Annotated in this window: 8 protein-coding genes and 8 pseudogenes; 15 read left to right on the forward strand and 1 reads right to left on the reverse strand. The window is 53.3% G+C overall.

Annotated elements, in window-relative coordinates:
* Positions 1–52 precede the first annotated feature (52 nt).
* The 10 genes and pseudogenes from JCM15764_RS19060 to JCM15764_RS19105 all read left to right on the forward strand — a co-directional run bounded on the left by JCM15764_RS19060 (position 53) and on the right by JCM15764_RS19105 (position 10107).
* Positions 53–1141, forward strand: coding sequence for a SpoIID/LytB domain-containing protein (locus tag JCM15764_RS19060; RefSeq protein ID WP_243689436.1), 1089 nt, complete (start codon positions 53–55; stop codon positions 1139–1141).
* Between the two features lie 19 nt (positions 1142–1160).
* Positions 1161–2190 (forward strand): annotated as a pseudogene (queA, locus tag JCM15764_RS19065) (tRNA preQ1(34) S-adenosylmethionine ribosyltransferase-isomerase QueA).
* 8 nt (positions 2191–2198) lie between these two features.
* A pseudogene (gene tgt, locus JCM15764_RS19070) lies at positions 2199–3287 on the forward strand (tRNA guanosine(34) transglycosylase Tgt); the annotation flags it as partial.
* Positions 3288–3387: 100 nt separating this feature from the next.
* Positions 3388–3708, forward strand: coding sequence for a preprotein translocase subunit YajC (gene yajC / locus JCM15764_RS19075; RefSeq protein ID WP_012648521.1), 321 nt, complete (start codon positions 3388–3390; stop codon positions 3706–3708).
* 26 nt (positions 3709–3734) lie between these two features.
* Positions 3735–5331 (forward strand): annotated as a pseudogene (gene secD, locus JCM15764_RS19080) (protein translocase subunit SecD).
* A 12-nt stretch (positions 5332–5343) separates the two neighbouring features.
* Positions 5344–6242, forward strand: a pseudogene (gene secF / locus JCM15764_RS19085) (protein translocase subunit SecF).
* A gap of 15 nt (positions 6243–6257) precedes the next feature.
* Positions 6258–6821, forward strand: coding sequence for a tetratricopeptide repeat protein (locus JCM15764_RS19090; protein WP_054698464.1), 564 nt, complete (start codon positions 6258–6260; stop codon positions 6819–6821).
* 71 nt (positions 6822–6892) lie between these two features.
* Positions 6893–8617, forward strand: coding sequence for a single-stranded-DNA-specific exonuclease RecJ (gene recJ / locus JCM15764_RS19095; RefSeq protein ID WP_054698466.1), 1725 nt, complete (start codon positions 6893–6895; stop codon positions 8615–8617).
* Positions 8617–9515 (forward strand): annotated as a pseudogene (locus JCM15764_RS19100) (cation diffusion facilitator family transporter). Before recJ ends, JCM15764_RS19100 begins: the two are co-directional and overlap by 1 nt.
* Positions 9516–9600: 85 nt before the next feature.
* A complete protein-coding gene (locus JCM15764_RS19105; RefSeq protein ID WP_054698468.1) occupies positions 9601–10107 on the forward strand; it encodes a rubrerythrin family protein in 507 nt (168 codons plus the stop codon).
* A gap of 101 nt (positions 10108–10208) precedes the next feature.
* Here JCM15764_RS19105 and htpG read toward each other — a convergent pair.
* Positions 10209–12139 (reverse strand): annotated as a pseudogene (htpG, locus tag JCM15764_RS19110) (molecular chaperone HtpG).
* Between the two features lie 228 nt (positions 12140–12367).
* Here htpG and JCM15764_RS25245 point away from each other — a divergent pair.
* From JCM15764_RS25245 to JCM15764_RS19140, 5 genes and pseudogenes are all read left to right on the forward strand, one after another.
* Positions 12368–13484: pseudogene (locus tag JCM15764_RS25245) on the forward strand (ABC transporter substrate-binding protein).
* Positions 13485–13487: 3 nt separating this feature from the next.
* Positions 13488–14561: a HAMP domain-containing protein gene (locus JCM15764_RS19125; RefSeq protein ID WP_054698474.1), complete on the forward strand. Its 1074-nt coding sequence runs from the start codon at positions 13488–13490 to the stop codon at positions 14559–14561.
* The gene (locus JCM15764_RS19130) at positions 14561–15412 is read left to right on the forward strand and encodes a sensor histidine kinase (protein ID WP_054698476.1); all 852 of its coding nucleotides are present in this window, start codon (positions 14561–14563) and stop codon (positions 15410–15412) included. The genes JCM15764_RS19125 and JCM15764_RS19130 overlap by 1 nt, the downstream gene beginning before the upstream one ends.
* Before the next feature lie 84 nt (positions 15413–15496).
* Positions 15497–16971, forward strand: a pseudogene (gene trpE, locus JCM15764_RS19135) (anthranilate synthase component I).
* Between the two features lie 66 nt (positions 16972–17037).
* Positions 17038–17619: an anthranilate synthase component II gene (locus JCM15764_RS19140; RefSeq protein WP_054698477.1), complete on the forward strand. Its 582-nt coding sequence runs from the start codon at positions 17038–17040 to the stop codon at positions 17617–17619.
* Positions 17620–17670: the final 51 nt, after the last annotated feature.

Below are 17670 nucleotides of genomic sequence, written 5' to 3' on the forward strand. Positions count from 1 at the left end.
GGTGTTCTATGGTCTTATCGTCCAGTTTAAAGGCCGTAATAAAGGTAACTTCTTGAGAGTTTTCTGTATCATAATCCTGCTGGTTCTTTTCCCTGCTGCTGTCCTTGGTGTCGACACAAGGCCTGAAATCATAAGAGTGGCGGTTCTTAAGGGAACTGAGAGCTTTTCTCTGGAAGGTAACGGTATTTTGCTCATGGATGGCGATGGACAGCCTTTGCGGCTCGAGACGCCGATCCATGTCAAAAGGGTCAGAGACGGTATCTCTGTAAACAACAGAACGGTAGGCAGGTTGAAGGCAACCGCACCTGCCTTCCTACTCATTAACGGCAAGGGCTATCGTGGGGTTCTGGAAATTCTTCCTGCCGACAAGGGATTGCTCGTGGTCGATGAACTGCCCCTTGAAGACTATCTGGTCGGCCTTATCAATTGCGAGATTTCCTCTCAATGGCCCATAGAGGCCGTAAAAGCACAGGCAGTAATTGCCCGGTCCTACGCCATATATCAGAAGGCTGCCCGAAAAGGGGCCCTTTACCATCTGGAATCCAGCGTCATGGATCAGGTCTACGCAGGTAGCGACATCGAGGACAGCCGTGCGGCCCGCGGAGTCAAGGAGACTGCCGGCCATGTGCTTACCCATGACGGCGCCGTCATTCAGGCATTCTACCATTCCAGTTGCGGTGGACATACGGAGGCCGCCGAAAATGTCTGGGGAAGTGTGGTGCCTTATCTTCCCGGTGTTGATTGTAAGTACTGTCTTGCCGCACCATCCGTAAAGTGGGAGCAGACCATTTCTTTGAAAAAGCTGGAATCTTTACTGAAAAATGCCGGCTATCAGGCTGCAGGCCTGAGGGAAATCAAAACCGGGCGTCATAACAGGAGCGGCCGGTTGCAGGATGTGGCCGTAATTTCAGCAAAGGGCCGTATCACCATCGGCGCCGCCAATTTTCGTAAGGCAATCGGCTACAGCACCATAAAAAGTACCAATTTCGACATCCGTTCTTCCGCTGATGGTATAACCTTTGCCGGGGTCGGTTACGGGCATGGGGTCGGGCTTTGCCAATGGGGGCAAAACAGAGGGCCGGTGACGGTTTTGACTACCGGGAGATTCTTTCCTATTATTATCCAGGCACCAGACTGGTAAAGATAACGGCAGACTGAGCATGCAGCTTAAAGACTTTAATTATCATCTCCCGCCGGAGCTGATAGCGCAGGAACCGGCACACCGAAGGGAATCGGCCCGCCTGATGACCCTCGACAGGAAAAGCGGTGAGATCGGTGAGGGCGTTGTAGCCGATATTGCAGAGCATTTTGTTGCCGGCGACCTGTTGGTGATAAACGACACGAGAGTGATACCGGCCAGGCTGCTGGGCCGGAAGGAAACAGGCGGTAAGGCGGAGGTGTTCCTTGTCAGGCGCAGGGACGAAGCAGGACAGGTGTGGCAATGTCTGATAAAGTGCTCGAAATCACCCGCGCCCGGATCGCTGATCATTCTATCGGAAGGGGTTACGGCCCGGATCGTGGAGCGGAGCGAGCATGATACATGGATTGTCTCGTTTTCTCCTGAAGAAGGCTTTCTCGACCGCCTTGAGATGATCGGCAGCATGCCGCTCCCTCCTTACATCCGCCGACCGGCAAATGTAATCGATGGGGAAAGATACCAGACGGTATTTGCCCGGGAGCGGGGAGCTGTGGCCGCCCCGACAGCCGGACTGCATTTCACTGAAAGCCTTTTGCAGAAGGTCCGGGCACGGGGGGTCGATATCCTGCCTCTGACTCTGCACGTGGGGCTTGGCACATTTATGCCTGTCAGGGTGAAGGATCTGAGCGAACACCGGATGCACCGGGAATACTACCGGATACCGGAGACAACGGCAAAGGCCATCACTGACAGGAAAAAAGCAGGGAAGCGTGTGATTGCCCTTGGTACGACAACCACCAGCTCTGGAACACGCCGCTGCAGAAGATGGCAGCCTTGAGGCAAAAGAGGGGGAGGCGGATATTTTCATCGTTCCCGGCTATGCATTCAAGACTGTGGATGCCCTGATCACTAACTTCCATCTGCCAGAATCAACCCTGCTGATGCTCGTTTCAGCATTTGCAGGTCGAGACAGGCTTTTCAACGCATACGCCGAGGCGGTCAGGAGAAAGCTCCGCTTTTTCAGCTACGGTGATGCGATGTTTATTTATTGAAGGTTTAATTGTCGGCCATACATTTTAATCTCATAAAAACCTGCAGCACCAGCGGTGCCAGGCTCGGTTCTTTGACAACACCCCACGGCAGGATCGATACGCCTATTTTCATGCCGGTCGGTACCCAGGCAACGGTCAAGGCGATGACCCCGGAGGAACTGGTTCAGGCCGGTGCTCAGATCATCCTGGCCAATACCTACCATCTTTACATGCGTCCCGGCCATGAGCTGGTGGCGCGGTTGGGTGGACTCCATCGGTTCATGCACTGGCAGGGGCCAATTCTGACCGACAGTGGTGGGTTTCAGGTTTTCAGCCTGGGGGAACTGCGCAAGATAACCGAAGAGGGTGTCAAATTCCAGTCCCACCTGGACGGATCCTATCACTTCATATCGCCGGAGACCTCTATCGCCATCCAGGAGGCCCTGGGCAGCGATATAATGATGTGCTTCGACGAATGCCCGCCATACCCGGCGGACTACGCCTATGTGGCCAAATCCATGGAGATGACCACGCGCTGGGCACTGCGCTGCAAGAACGCCAAAAAGGGCAAGGATCAGGCACTGTTCGGCATTGTTCAGGGGGATGGTGCCCGAACTGCGAGAGCGGAGCGCATGGCACTGCAGGAAATAGGCTTTGACGGCTACGCCTTGGGTGGGGTTTCCGTAGGTGAAGAGAAGAAGCTGATGCATGAGGTCATGAACTTTTCGGCTCCCTTCTTTCCCATGGACAAGCCCCGCTATGTCATGGGAATCGGCGCACCGGAGGACCTGATAGAGGGGATCAATGCAGGCTTCGATATGTTCGACTGCGTCATGCCAACCAGGAATGCCAGGAACGGCATGGTCTTTACCTCATTCGGCAGGTTGAACATCAAAGGTGCCCGCTATGCAGAAGACAGTCTTCCCATCGATCCGGAATGCGACTGTTACGTCTGCAGGAATTACAGCCGCGCTTATCTTCGTCACCTGTTCCGTAGCGGTGAGATACTGGCTTCACGCTTGAATACCTGGCATAACCTTCACTACTATCTCTCACTCATGGAGTCGGCGAGGAAGGCCATTGCAGAGGACAGGTTTGCTGGCTTCAGAAAAAATTTTACGAAAAAAGATCTGGTACTGACGGTACTCTGTAATATATTTATATGCCTGAAAAAAGGGAACAGGAAGCTTACACAAAACTATAAATGGAGGTTCGACAATGTTTGGTTTGGCTTTTGCGATGGGAACACCTGCCGGTGGACAGGCTGCCGGTGGTGGGCAGTCTGCCCTGATGAACCTTGTGCCGCTGATTTTCATGTTTGCCATTTTTTATTTTCTCCTCATCCGCCCACAGCAGAAAAAAGCAAAGGAACACCGTACTCTGCTTGATTCCCTTAAAAAGGGAGATCAGGTGATCACCGCCGGCGGCATGCACGGCAAGGTGACTGCCATCGATGAAAATGTCGTTACCCTTGAAGTGGCCACCGGGGTAAATGTCAAAATAAACAAAGGTTTCATCGCCAGCCTGAAAAAAGACTGATCTGATTAGTGAAAGGAGCTTCATCCATGAGCAAGGGTTTTACCTGGCGAATCAGCCTGATTGTTGGCTTCCTTTTGATTTCTTTCCTCTACATGACCCCGACGCTGGTTCCCAAGCTGCCGTCCTGGTGGGGAGTTCTGCCCAAGGATAAGATCCACCTGGGCCTTGACCTGCAGGGGGGGAGCCACCTGGTTATGGAAGTGGAGACCCAGAAAGCGGTTGAAGGTTCGCTGGATCTGATCTCCACCGACCTTGAGGACAGTCTCAATGCCCAGAATATCCGCTTCAAGCGGGTGGGCAGGATCGGTTCCGATCGCGTACAGCTTGTGCTTTATGACCGTGGTTCTGCCGATACCGTGCAGAAGCTGGTAAAGAAAAAGTACCCGGACCTTGAACTGCTCCCCCTGTTTGATGAGGGGGGCTTTGTAAATCTGCAGCTGAGAATAAACGAGAAAGAGGCTCAGGTCAGGAAGGACAAGGCTGTACAGCAGGCGCTGGAAACCATCCGCAACAGGATCGACCAGTTCGGCGTTTCAGAGCCGGTTATTCAGCGTGAAGGGATAAATCATGTGGTCGTGCAGCTTCCCGGCATCAAGGACCCGAAGCGGGCCATCGAGCTGATCGGCAAGACCGCACGTCTTGAATTCAAGCTGGTGGATGAAAACGTCAACGCCGTTACGGCAACCCCTTCCACGATCCCCGAAGATGATGAAATTCTTTACGAGAAGAAGACTGATCCTGCCACCGGAGCAGTGTCCGAGACTCCTCTGGTGGTGAAGAGAAAGGCAATGATAACGGGAGACCTTCTTACCGATGCCCAGGTGCGGATCGACTCCCAATACAACCAGCCCTATGTGGCCATAGAATTCAACTCAACCGGCGCCAGGCTTTTTGATCAGGTAACTGCAGCCAATGTGAACAAGCGCTTTGCCATTGTTCTCGACAACAATATCTATTCCGCTCCGGTGATTCGCGAGCGCATCTCGGGGGGGAGTGCCCAGATCTCCGGTTCCTTTACAGAGAAGGAAGCCTCCGACCTGGGAATAGTCCTTCGTGCCGGATCACTGCCTGCACCGGTCAAAATCATCCAGAATGTGACCGTTGGTCCTTCCCTTGGCCAGGATTCCATCAACAAAGGTTGATCGCCGGTCTCATCGGTGTGGCTCTCGTCATCTGTTTCATGGCAGTCTACTATAAACTCTCCGGGCTTGTTGCAATATGGGGATGGTCCTGAACATCGTTTATCTGATGGGGGCACTTGCTGCTCTGGGTGCTACACTGACGCTACCCGGCATTGCCGCTATCGTTCTGCTGGTCGGCATGTCAGTGGACTCGAACGTTCTCATCTTCGAAAGGATCAGGGAGGAGCTGCGGCTGGGCAAGACGGCAAAGGCTGCGCTGGATGCCGGCTATGACAAAGCATTCCTGACCGTCATGGATTCCCATGTCACTACGCTGATCACGGCAGCCGTGCTTTTCCAGTTCGGCACCGGCCCGGTCAAGGGATTCGCCGTTTCCCTGAGCCTTGGTATCATCATAAACCTCTTCACTTCGCTCCTGGCAACCAGGGTGATCTTCGATCTTTTCCTCGAGCGCAAGAATGTGAAAAGACTGAGTATATAGGGGGAATGAACTATGGAATTCATCGGTAAGACAAAAATCGATTTCATTGGCATGAGGAAAATCTCCTTTGCCATATCAGCCATAATTGCCATTATCGGTCTCATCAGCATCATCCAGATTGCCAGGGGAGCTGCCAACATGGGGATCGATTTTTCCGGCGGCACCGCCATGCAGCTGAAGTTTTCTGCGCCCTTTACCATGGAAAGCGTCAGAAGCAGCCTGGCCAAAAACGGGATAGAAAATGCCGAGTTGCAGGAAATAAAGGAAGGCAACAAACTGCTGATCAAAATGCGGAAAAGTACGGGTAATGTGGCTGATTCAGTCCAGGAAGCCCTGAAAAAGGACTTCGCCGCCAATCCTTTTACTGTTGAAAGTTCCACTGAGATCGGACCGTCAATAGGGGACAAACTGCGCAAGGACACGCTTGTTGCCGTGGCCATATCCATGCTGGGCATAATTATTTACATAGCCTGGCGCTTTGACTACAAATTCGGCATCGGCGCCGTTGTTGCCACCATGCATGACGTGCTGGCAATCTTTGCCATCTTCTTTGTTCTTAACAAAGAGGTGAATCTGCTGCTTGTAACCGCAGCACTGACCATCGCCGGCTATTCCCTCACCGACACGGTTGTCGTTTTTGACCGAATCAGGGAAAACATGCATAAGAACTTGAAAGAGCACATGTTCACCATCTTCAACCAGAGTATCAACGAGGTTATGTCTCGAACCATAATTACCTCGCTGACGACATTTCTGGCGGCCATTTCCCTGCTGCTGTTCGGAGGGAGGTAATCCACGATTTCGCATTTGCTTTGGTTGTGGGGGTTGTTGTTGCTACCTATTCCTCCATCTTTGTCGCCAGCCCCATAGTTGCTCTGTGGGAAAAGACCCCCGGTCAAGTTAAAGCCTAAAGGAGGTTCTTGAGCATGAGTAAGGAAAGCATTCTGGGAATAGCAGTAGCATTGATCATCGGTCTTCTCGGCGGGTTCCTCATCTTCAGTGTCAGCTCAAAAAAAGATAATGTACCTGTTACCGGCGGAGTGCCGCAGGGAGCCGGTTCCCCCACCGATTACCAACAGAGAATAACCGAAGCGGAAAAAATTGTTGCCGCCGACCCGAAGAATCTCCAGGCATGGATCCAACTGGGCAACGATTATTTCGACACCGATCAGGCAAAAAAGTCTGTCGATGCCTATGCCAAGGCTTTGGAACTTGATCCCACCAACACTAACGTTCTGACAGACCAGGGTATCATGTACCGGAAAATCGGCTGGTTCGACAAGGCAATAGCCAACTTTGAGAAGGCCCAGCAGGTGGATCCCAGGCACCTGCAGAGTCTCTACAATCTGGGGGTGGTCTACGCCTTCGATCTGAAACAGCCGGACAAGGCTGTGAAGGCCTGGACCCGTTATCTTGAACTGGATTCAACAAGTCCGACGGCTCAACAGATAAAAATGCAAATGGACCAGCTCAAATCAGGTTCGAAGTAGGATGCCGATTCAGTAAAAGACCCCGCCTCGGCGGGGTCTTTTTTTATGGAAATTTTGCCTGGAAAGAATCGATGCGCAATAAACTGGAAAAAAGGTGGGAGCTGAGAAAGAGCGAGCCGGATGATGTGGAGCGGCTTGTGAGTGCGGGGGTCGCTTCCCCTCTTCTTGCAAGGCTGCTTCTTAACCGCGTCCCCTGCGACTGTAAAGCAGCTGCTTCGTTCTTTACCTCAAGCCTCGCCGAACTTCACGACCCATATCTGCTGCTCGGTATGGAATCTGCGGTGGAAAGGCTTTTACGGGCCGCGGTCGGCAAGGAAAAGGTCTGCATTCATGGCGACTACGATGTGGATGGTATAACCTCGGTGGTGCTGCTGCTTACCTTTTTCCGGACCATCGGTATCGATGCCTGTTATATCATTCCGGATCGCCTCGTTGATGGTTATGGCCTTTCTGCAGACGCCGTAGATAAGGCTGCCCGACTCAAAACGGACGTCATGGTGACCGTCGACTGCGGCATCACCGCACTGGCCGAGGCCAAGCTCTGTGCCGAAGCCGGCATCGACCTGATTATCACCGATCATCACACACCCGGGGAAGCCCTGCCCGATGCCTGCGCCGTCATTAATCCCAACCGGAAGGGATGCAACTATCCATTCAAAGCTCTCGCCGGGGTCGGCGTTGCATTCAACCTGGTCATTGCCCTGAGAAGCCGCCTTCGGGCAGAGGGTTTCTTCTCCGGCAGAGCAGAGCCAAATCTGCGGGAATATCTTGATCTGGTGGCCCTTGGCACCATTGCCGACGTTGTTCCGCTCATCGATCAAAACCGGATCCTTGCCAGGTATGGTTTGATGGAGTTAAGCCAATCCCATCGGCCGGGTATCCAGGCATTGAAGAGGGTTGCCGGGATAACAGGAGATGTAGGCTGCGGCGCGGTGGGTTTCCGCCTGGCTCCCAGGCTAAATGCTGCGGGACGGTTGGAGAACGCTGCAATGGCTGTGGAACTTCTTCTCTGCAAAGATCTGAAGAGCGCAGAGCCTTTGGCGGCAGCTCTGGATACCAGCAATGCCGAGCGGCAGGCTGTGGAGCGGGAGATACTGAATGATGCCCTGCAGATGGTGAGGGATGATGCAACCTTCAAAGGGAGGAAAAGCATTGTTCTTGCCTCGGAAGAGTGGCATTCGGGAGTGATAGGTATCGTGGCATCCAGGCTGGTGGATATCTACCACCGCCCGACGATTCTCATTGCGTTGAAAGACGGCAATGGCAAAGGTTCCGGCCGCAGTATCGCCGGCTTTCACCTGCACGAGGCACTGACTGCCTGCGCCGAGCATCTGGTGAAATTCGGCGGTCACAAACATGCAGCCGGGCTTGCAATTGCCGAAGAGACCCTGGAAGCATTTGTCGAAAGGTTCGATAAGATAGCCGACGGGCTGCTCACCCCAGAGGATCTGATACCGGTGCTTTTGATCGATGCCGAGCTGAAGGCAGAAGATCTTACCCTGGATCTGGTGTCGGAACTGGAGCGGATGAAGCCTTTTGGTATGGGGAACCCGGAACCAGTGTTTCTCCTCCAGGATGTGGAGGTCCTGGAGAGCCGGATAGTGAAGGATACCCATCTGAAATTACGCCTGCAGGTTGAGGCGAAGAAATTCGAGGCGATCGCCTTTTCCATGGCAGGGAGGGTTTCAGTGGGAGAACGCATTGACCTGGCCTTTTCCCCTGCTATAAATAACTGGAATGGCAGAAGTTCTTTGCAGTTGACGGTGAAGGATCTGCGCAGGGCAGGGGGAGCATAGTGCAAAGGGCCGAGCGTTTCAACGAGGCCGACCGGGTCATCAGACTTGGCTTCTGGATGAATGCGGTGCTGATGATAATGAAGATCGCGGCAGGGCATTTCGGCGGTTCCGAAGCGGTCTTTGCCGACGGCGTGGAGAGCGCCTGCGATTTCATCGCCCTGTTGACAACCATCATAGCCCTGAAGATCGGGAGAAAGCCCTTCGATGAAAAACATCCCTACGGTCATGGCCGGGCCGAGAGCATATCCGCCATTATCGTTTCGCTGGTCATCTTTATCACCGGTTTCGGCATTCTCTACAAAGCTGTGAAAACTATCTCTGCCGGAGTGTACGAGGAGCCACAGTTGATTGCCGTGCTGGCTGCTTTTGTTACCATACTGATCAAGGAGTGGCTGTGCCGCTTTTCCCTCAGGGTCGGGGGGGATCTGGGGAGCCCTGCCGTCATGGCCATTGCAAAAGATCATCGCAAAGATGCCGTCACCTCCATTGCCACACTGATGGGGGTTACCGGCGCCTTTTTCGGCTTCAGGGTAATGGACCCGCTGGCCGCAGGCCTCACCTCGTTCTTTATTTTCCATATCGGCTACCAGACCTTCAGCGGCGCTGCCCACGACCTCATGGACGGCCAACCCCCCCAGGAGATCCTTCGAGCCATGATAATGCTTGCAGAAGGGGTCGAAGGTGTCGAGCATGTGCATGAAATAAAGGGCCGCCGCTCCGGTCAATATGTGATTATCGATCTCAAGCTGGATATGGATCCGGAGATGACGGTCAAGCAGTCCCATGCCATTGCCACACAGGTGAAAAAGCTGATTTTCGATCGTTTTGCCAACGTGGGGGACGTAATGATCCATATCAACCCCATGAGGAGGAACATGAGGACCTGATCAGGTTGTAACCTTTTTTTCCCTTCCCTCTTGCATTTTCACCCCATGTGATATTATTTACCCCCGAACCCATGCAATAACACTCAGGAGGATACAATGTCAAACACCCCTAAATCGGAAAATGACCTGAAAGAGGCCTTTGCCGGTGAATCACAAGCCAATCGCAAGTATCTTGCCTTTGCCAAACAGGCCGAGAAGGATGGTTTTTCCCAGGTGGCAAGGCTTTTCCGCGCTGCTGCCGAGGCTGAGACCATACATGCTCACAATCACCTGAGGGCTTTAAAGGGGATCAACGGCACCAGGGAGAATCTCGTTGAGGCCATCGCCGGCGAAACCCACGAGTTCAAGAACATGTATCCGCAGATGATTGCCGACGCCGAGCTGGAGGGGGCCACAGAGGCGAGGCGTTCGTTCACCTTCGCCAATGCCGTGGAGAAGGTTCATGCGGAGCTATACCAGAAAGCGCTGGATACGCTGGGGGCTGCGGCAGAGGAGTTCGATTATTATGTCTGCCCGGTCTGCGGACATACGGTGGAGCGTGGAGCACCGGACAAATGCGTTGTCTGCGGTGCGGCAGGGTCGGCATTCTTCAAGGTGGCCTGATAAAGGTATTTGAGGCGGGTGGCTACCCCTCTCCCTGACCCTCTCCCACCAGGGGAGAGGGTTTTTTATGCTTGATGGGCGGGGGTAGGGGCGGGACCGGTTTATGCGGCTTTCACCATCAACTCGGCAATAAGCCGGGTGAAACGGAGCGGGTCGGGGATTGGCGAGCCTTCGGTCAACAACGCCTGGTCGTAGAGCAGCCCGCAGTAATCGGCCAGTTTCGGATTTTCCTTGTCCTTCTCGTAGAGCCCGTTCAGTACCTGCATCAGCGGATGGTCCGGGTTCAGTTCCAGCACCCGCTTGGACTCGGGCACATCCTGATTCATTGCCTTGAGGATTTTTTCCATATTTGCATTGAGGCCATGCTGATCGGCAACGAGACAGCAGGCGCTGTCGGTGAGGCGGTTGGAAAAGCGAACCTCCTTCACCTTGTCCTTCAACTGTTCCTTGATGTAGTCCAGAACGCCCTGGTACTGTTTCTTTGCCTCTTCCTGCTTTGCTTCCTTTTCCTTTTTCTCTTCTTCGCTGTCCAGTTCCAGGTCGCCACGGTCAACGGCATGGAGCTTCTTGCCGTCGTATTCAGTCAGGCTCTGCACCACCCACTCGTCCACGGGATCGGTCATATACAGGACTTCGAAGCCCTTCTTGCGGAATATTTCCAGGTGTGGTGAATTTTCAAGCCTGAGCGGGAAGGGCCGGTGATGTAATAGATCTCCTTCTGGTTCTCAGGCATGCGCTCCACATATTCCTTCAGGGAGACGAAGTTTCCGCTATCGGTCTTTGAGCTTTCGAAAAGGATCAGGTCCTGCAGCTTCTCCTTGTTTGCAAAGTCGAAATGGATCCCTTCCTTTAGTACCGGCCCGAACTCCCGGTAGAATTTCAGGTAATCCTCCGGTGTCTTCTCCTTTGTCTCCGCCAGGGTGGAGAGGATTTTGCCCACCAGATTCTTCTCGATCCGTTTGATTTGCACATCTTCCTGGAGTATCTCGCGGGAGACGTTGAGGGGCAGGTCGCTGGAATCGACTACCCCCTTCATGAAGCGCAGGTAATCGGGAACCAGCGCTTCGCAGTTGTCGGTGATGAAAACCCGTTTCACATAAAGATGGATGCCCTTTTTGTGGTCGCGCATGAAGAGGTCGAAGGGCTTGTGGCCGGGGATGTAGACCAGCGCCTTGAACTCGCTGGTGCCCTCCGCCGAGTAGTGGATAGTGCGGAAGGGTTTGTCGTAGTCGTGGGAGATATGTTTGTAGAACTCTTCATACTCCTCTTCGGTGATTTCGCTCTTGGGCCTGGTCCAGATGGCTTTCATGGAGTTCAAGGTCTCTTCGGTGGTCTTTTCGATGGTGCCGCCACCTTCAATGACCTTGCCGTCCACCCCCTTGACCGGCTCTTCCCTGGTAATGTCCATAACGATAGGATACTGCACATAATCTGAATATTTCTTGATGATGCCGCGGATCTTCCATTCGTCCAGATATTCCTTCATCTCTTCCTTGAGGTGCAGGGTGATGTCGGTGCCGCGCGTCTCTTTTTCGCAGTCTTCGATGGTATAGCTGCCGTCGCCGGTGGATTCCCAGCAGCAGGCGGCATTCTTATCCCCCGACTTGCGGGTGATCAGTGTCACCTTGTCGGCCACCATGAAAGAAGCATAGAAGCCGACGCCGAACTGGCCGATCAACTCGGGGTTGTCCTGGAGGTTCTTACCCTTCAGGTTGTCCATGAAAGCGCGGGTGCCGGAGCGGGCAATGGTGCCGATGTTTTCCTCAACCTCGGCCCTATTCATACCGATACCGTTGTCGCGGATCGTCAGGGTGCCGGCGCTCTTGTCTGCTATGAGTTTGACCTTCCAGTCGGCATTCCCCTCCAGAAGATCCATGTTTGAATGTGACTCGAATTTGATTTTATCTATTGCGTCGGAGGCGTTGGAGACGAGCTCGCGCAGGAAGATGTCCTTGTTGGAATAGAGCGAGTGTATAACCAGGTCAAGGAGCTGCTGGACTTCGGTTTCGAACTTTTTCGTGCTTTTGGTCATGAACGGTTTTTCTCCTTTTGCAAAAGTAGGTCGGTCCTGAACAAACTAATCATTGTCGCCTCATTTTTCAAGGTGCAATTTACATTATTTCCTTCCGAATGTAGTAAAGATACTAATTATGGACAATTAACCAGCAAAACTATAATATGTTTTCATTTAGTTCCTTCCCGCTACAGCCGACATGTTATGTAGTATTCCGCGAGATTCTGCCACGGAAGGGGGAATATTATGACCAAACGTTTTTTCCCACAGCTTGTTAGCACGATTCTTTTGCTGACGGTTTTGGTGCTGACCGGCTGCCGGGACAGGAAGCCCATTTATCTCGGTTATGCAGGGCCTTTGACCGGGAAATTTGCCGATCTTGGTATTGCCGGTCGAGATGGCGTCGTGCTGGCGGTGGAGGAATTAAATGCCGGAGGAGGAATAGCTGGCAGAAAAATAGAACTTCTGTCAAAGGACGATGCCCAGGATCCGCAACAGGCGCAGAAGGTGGATCAGGAACTTGTGGATGCCGGCGCCGTTGCAGTCATCGGCCATATGACCAGTGTCATGTCAGTGGCCGGTCTTCCCGTCGTCAACCGTGCGCATCTGGTCATGCTCAGTCCAACCACCAGCAGTAATGACCTTACCGGCATCGATGATTACTTTCTGAGGGTTTACCCTCCCAGCAGCCACGTGGCGCACCTTCTCTCCACCCATGCCGTTGAAAAGCTGGGCATTCGTTCCATTTCCGTCGCCTATGACATTTCAAACGAAGCCCACACCATGGGTTGGTATAAATATTTCAGAGAAAACCATCAGCGTCTGGGAGGACGCATCGTCCAGGAATTTCCCTTCAAGAGGAAAAGCTGACTTTTCGCACCTGGCAGAACAGATCAAGGCCGGTGGTTCCCAGGGGCTGTTCATTATCGCAGGCGCCATGGATACGGCAATGATCTGCCAGCACTTGCGTAGATCAGGCTTTGGACTGCCGATCATCGTTTCCGAATGGTCAACCACTGACGAGTTGTTGAGTCAGGGGGGAACCGCCGTTGAAGGTATCAACTTTTTCCAGACCTTTGATCGCAATAGCGACCAACCTGCATATGTGGCGTTCAGAAAAAACTATCGGGAGAGATTCCGGCGCGAGCCGACTTTTGCTTCGGTACATGCATATGATTCGGCGAAACTGGTTTTTTCAGCACTGACCCGGGACAGCGACCCGAAAAAGCTGAAACAGACAATTCTGTCAATGGCAAATTTCAATGGCTTGCAGGATCAAATAATGATAGACAGATTCGGTGACCCCAAGCGTACACCTTTTCTTATGGTAATTAAAAATGGTACCTTCCAGAGGGTGAGATAAAACGTGAAAAAGAAGATTACCTTGAAAAATGCACTATTTATAATTACCTTGTTGACCGTATTAACACCGATCATAGTTATCGGTCTGGTTGCCGACCGTTTCCTTTTTCAGGATTTGCGCAACGATATTTCCCGCCAGAACAAGAATTTGGCAACGGCCGTTTCCGGTGAAGTGAACAGTCACCTTGAGGGCCAGCTGAAGATAGTCAGGCAGCTGGCAGAACAGCTGGACATGGATCCGGCGTTGAAAAAAAGCAAGAATCTGGACCTGATCCTGAACGCAGAAATTGCTGCGGATGAATTCTTCGAATCGATTTTCGTCCTGGATGCACGGGGCAAGGTCAGCCATGTGGGCTACAGAAGAGCATCTGGAATGATCAGGGAGAACTACCTGGGAATAGATTTCACCGGCCAGGACTTTTACCGCAAGGCCAGTCGGGAGGGGGAGATCTATTGGTCGGGAACCTTCATTTCGCCCATCAGTGGTGAACCTACAGTTGCGGTGTCTGTTCCCATCGACGGCGGACTTGTCATCGCCAATGTCAATCTGAGGGAGTTGACGAACATTACCAAACAATTGGACAACACGTCCTACAGTTATGTCTATGTAGTCAACAGGGCCGGCAACGTCATCGCCCATCCCGATGAAAGAGTTGTCCGGCAGCAGTTCAATCTGAATAATCTTCCCATTATCAGAGACGGTCTTGCCGGTCGATTCGGCACCTATCGTTACACCTTTTTAGGTAAGGAAAAGGAAGGAACCGCCGTACAAATTCCCGAAACCGGGTGGCTGGTCGTTGTTGCCCATGACGTGGAAGAGGCCTATGCACTGGTGAAAAAAACGGAAAGAATATTCTTGCTCGGTCTTCTGGCAGCGCTTTTTTTCTCTGTTCTGGCAGCTACCTGGAGCCTGAACAAAATTCTCCTTCCCCTGAACCGGCTCATGACCAACGCCCAGAAGCTTGCCGGAGGCGATTATTCCCTTGTTCCGGTACCCGGAGAATTCCGGGAGATCGAGGCGCTTTCGGGAGCTTTTGCCTATATGGCCGACGCATCAACAAGCGGGAAGAAGAGCTGATGGAGCGGAACGAGGAGTTGACTTCCATTGAAGAGGAACTCCGTCAGCAGATCGATGAGTATCTGCACAGCCAGGATGAACTGTCGAAGAGTCATGCAGAGGTTCGACGCCTGAACGAAGAGCTGGAACAACGGGTGGCCGAGCGAACCCTGCAGCTGGAAACGGCAAACAAGGAACTTGAATCGTTCTGCTATTCCGTTTCCCACGATCTGCGTGCGCCACTGCGTCACATCAATGGTTTCAGCCAGGCACTTCTCGAAGATTGTCTGGCGTCACTGGATGAGCAGGGGCAGAATTACCTGCGGCGGATATGCGCGGCAACAGACCGTATGGGGCTCCTGATCGACGACCTTCTTGAGCTCTCCCGGGTATCCCGCAACGAAATGAAGCACGAACAGGTAAACCTGAGTGAAATGGCCTGGTCCATCATAGAGATGTTCAAAGAGACAGCGCCCCAGAGAGATGCTTCATTCAAGAGTGTAGCGGATATTGTCGTCAGCGGTGACAGAAACCTGTTGCGACTTGTGATGGAAAATCTGCTGGGAAATGCCTGGAAATATACCTCCAAAAAGCAGGAAGCCTCCATCGAATTCGACAGCATTTTCAAGGAGGGAGAGCAGATATTTTTTGTCAGGGATAATGGCGTCGGTTTCGACATGACCTATTCGGGGAAGCTTTTCGGTGCATTTCAGCGGCTGCACAGTGAAACCGATTTTGAGGGAACCGGCATCGGCCTTGCCACGGTCCAGCGCATCATCCACCGCCACGGAGGACGTGTCTGGGGTGAGGGGGAGGTGGGCAAAGGCGCCACTTTTTACTTTACCCTGTCCCAATCAGCCCCCATTCCTTGACACCTTCCGGCCTCTATGCTATTTAAATCCTTTCCGTTTTAATCAGAGCACTACCACATCCTCACCCTGTCCACGGGGGCTCCAATGTATTACCCCGATTTAGCCGCATTCCGCACCCTTGCCGCAAAGGGCAATCTTATCCCCGTCTACCGGGAGATCATGGCCGATCTTGATACCCCGGTCAGCGCCTTCAAGAAGATTGACGACGGCAAATATGCATTTCTACTGGAGAGTATCGAAGGGGGGGAGAAATGGGCACGTTATACCTTCCTCGGCTCCAATCCTTCCGTTGTCATCCGTACCATCGGAAATGATGTGGAAATTATCGAAGACGGTGCTGCCCGGCAGTTGACCTGTGCCGATCCGCTCGGTTTTGTCCGTGATCACCTCAGCCGTTATCAGCCGGTCATGATCGAGGGAGTTCCCCGTTTTTTCGGCGGGGCCGTCGGTTACCTGGGCTATGACATGGTGCGCCATTTTGAAGAACTGCCGGCGGCAAAACCAGCAGTCATCGGCGCCTACGATTCCTACTTTGTCATCACCGACACCATTCTCATCTTCGACAATGTCAGCCAAAAGATCAAGATCGTTTCCAATGCCCATCTGGACAGCGGCAAGACGGTGGAGGCCGCCTATGCAGAGGCGATGGCAAAGATCGATGCACTCATCAGAAAGCTGAAAACACCGCTGCCGGCACCGGTTTCTGCCCCCCTGGCAAAAAAATGTTCTTTCAAGTCCGGGATCAGCAGGAATGATTTTGAAAAGGCTGTGGAAAAAAGCAAGGAGTACGTGCGGGCTGGGGACATTTTCCAGGTGGTGCTGTCCCAGCGCTTTTCGGCGGAGCTGACCGTCGATCCCCTGGACATCTACCGGGTGCTGCGGACCCTCAACCCTTCTCCGTACATGTTTTTTCTCCGTCTGGACGACACGTTGGTGGTGGGGGCTTCACCGGAGGTCATGGTGCGCAGGGAAGGCAGCCGGTTGAACTTCGCCCCATTGCCGGCACCAGGCCGAGGGGAAAGACAGGGGAAGAGGACCTGGCCATGGAGGAGGAGATGCTCGCCGATCCAAAGGAGCGGGCCGAACATGTGATGCTGGTGGATCTGGGGAGAAACGACCTGGGCCGGGTCTGCAGAACCGGCACCGTTCAGGTTTCCGAGCTGATGGTGGTGGAACGCTATTCCCATGTCATGCACATCGTTTCCAATGTGCAGGGGGAGCTGGAAAAGGGTAAGGATGCCTTTGACGTGGTGCGGGCGACATTTCCCGCCGGGACACTTTCCGGAGCGCCGAAAGTCAGGGCCATGGAGATCATCAACGAGCTGGAGCCGGTGCGGCGTGAAGTTTATGGCGGCGCCGTGGGCTACTTTTCCTTTTCGGGCAACATGGATCTGGCCATAGCCATCAGGACGCTGGTGATCAAGGATGGCATGGTGCATCTGCAGGCCGGGGCCGGCATAGTCGCCGACTCGGTGCCCGCTGCCGAATACCAGGAGACTGTCAACAAGTCCATGGCGGTGGTCAAGGCCATAGAAACAGTGGAGCTGGGCCTGGAATAACCTGGTAATTGAACACTAGACTTCGAACCTCGAACCTCGAACCTCGAACTTTCCGAAGGAAGCCACATGCTGCTGATGATCGACAACTATGATTCATTTACCTATAACCTGGTCCAGTACTTTGGTGAATTGGGCGAGGAGGTCCAGGTCTTCCGTAACGACAGGGTTACCCTTGATGAGATCGAGCGGCTGAGGCCGGAGCGGATTGTCATTTCCCCCGGACCATGCACGCCGGTTGAAGCGGGCATATCTCTTCCGGCTATCAGGCATTTTGCCGGAAAAATCCCCTTGTTCGGCGTCTGTCTCGGCCATCAGTCCATCGGTGCAGCCTTCGGCGGCAAGGTAATCCGCTGTGATTACCTGATGCACGGCAAGACATCTCAGATACACCACGACGGCAAGGGGCTGTTCAAAGGCCTCACCAACCCCTTCGAGGCGACCCGTTATCATTCCCTGGTGGTGGAGCGCACTTCGCTTCCCGATTGTCTGGAGGTGACGGCCTGGGTTGAGGATGGCAACATCATGGGGCTGAGGCACCGGGAGTTTCCCATCTGGGGGGTGCAGTTCCATCCCGAATCGATCCTGACGGTGGGGGGCAGGGAGATTCTGCGTAATTTCCTGGAGATGAGCCGGGGACGGCAAGCGTGAAGGGTGAAGAGTGAAGAGTGAAGAGTGAAGAGTGAGGGGTGAGGGGACGTT

Source organism: Geotalea toluenoxydans JCM 15764 (assembly GCF_001311985.1).
Taxonomy (GTDB): domain Bacteria; phylum Desulfobacterota; class Desulfuromonadia; order Geobacterales; family Geobacteraceae; genus Geotalea; species Geotalea toluenoxydans.

Bases quoted from the DNA above. Each gene is read 5' to 3' on its own strand.
- yajC (WP_012648521.1), top strand. From the start codon at position 3,388: ATGTTTGGTTTGGCTTTTGCGATGGGAACACCTGCCGGTGGACAGGCT.
- JCM15764_RS19090 (WP_054698464.1), top strand. From the start codon at position 6,258: ATGAGTAAGGAAAGCATTCTGGGAATAGCAGTAGCATTGATCATCGGT.
- recJ (WP_054698466.1), top strand. From the start codon at position 6,893: ATGCGCAATAAACTGGAAAAAAGGTGGGAGCTGAGAAAGAGCGAGCCG.
- JCM15764_RS19105 (WP_054698468.1), top strand. From the start codon at position 9,601: ATGTCAAACACCCCTAAATCGGAAAATGACCTGAAAGAGGCCTTTGCC.
- JCM15764_RS19130 (WP_054698476.1), top strand. From the start codon at position 14,561: ATGGAGCGGAACGAGGAGTTGACTTCCATTGAAGAGGAACTCCGTCAG.
- JCM15764_RS19140 (WP_054698477.1), top strand. From the start codon at position 17,038: ATGCTGCTGATGATCGACAACTATGATTCATTTACCTATAACCTGGTC.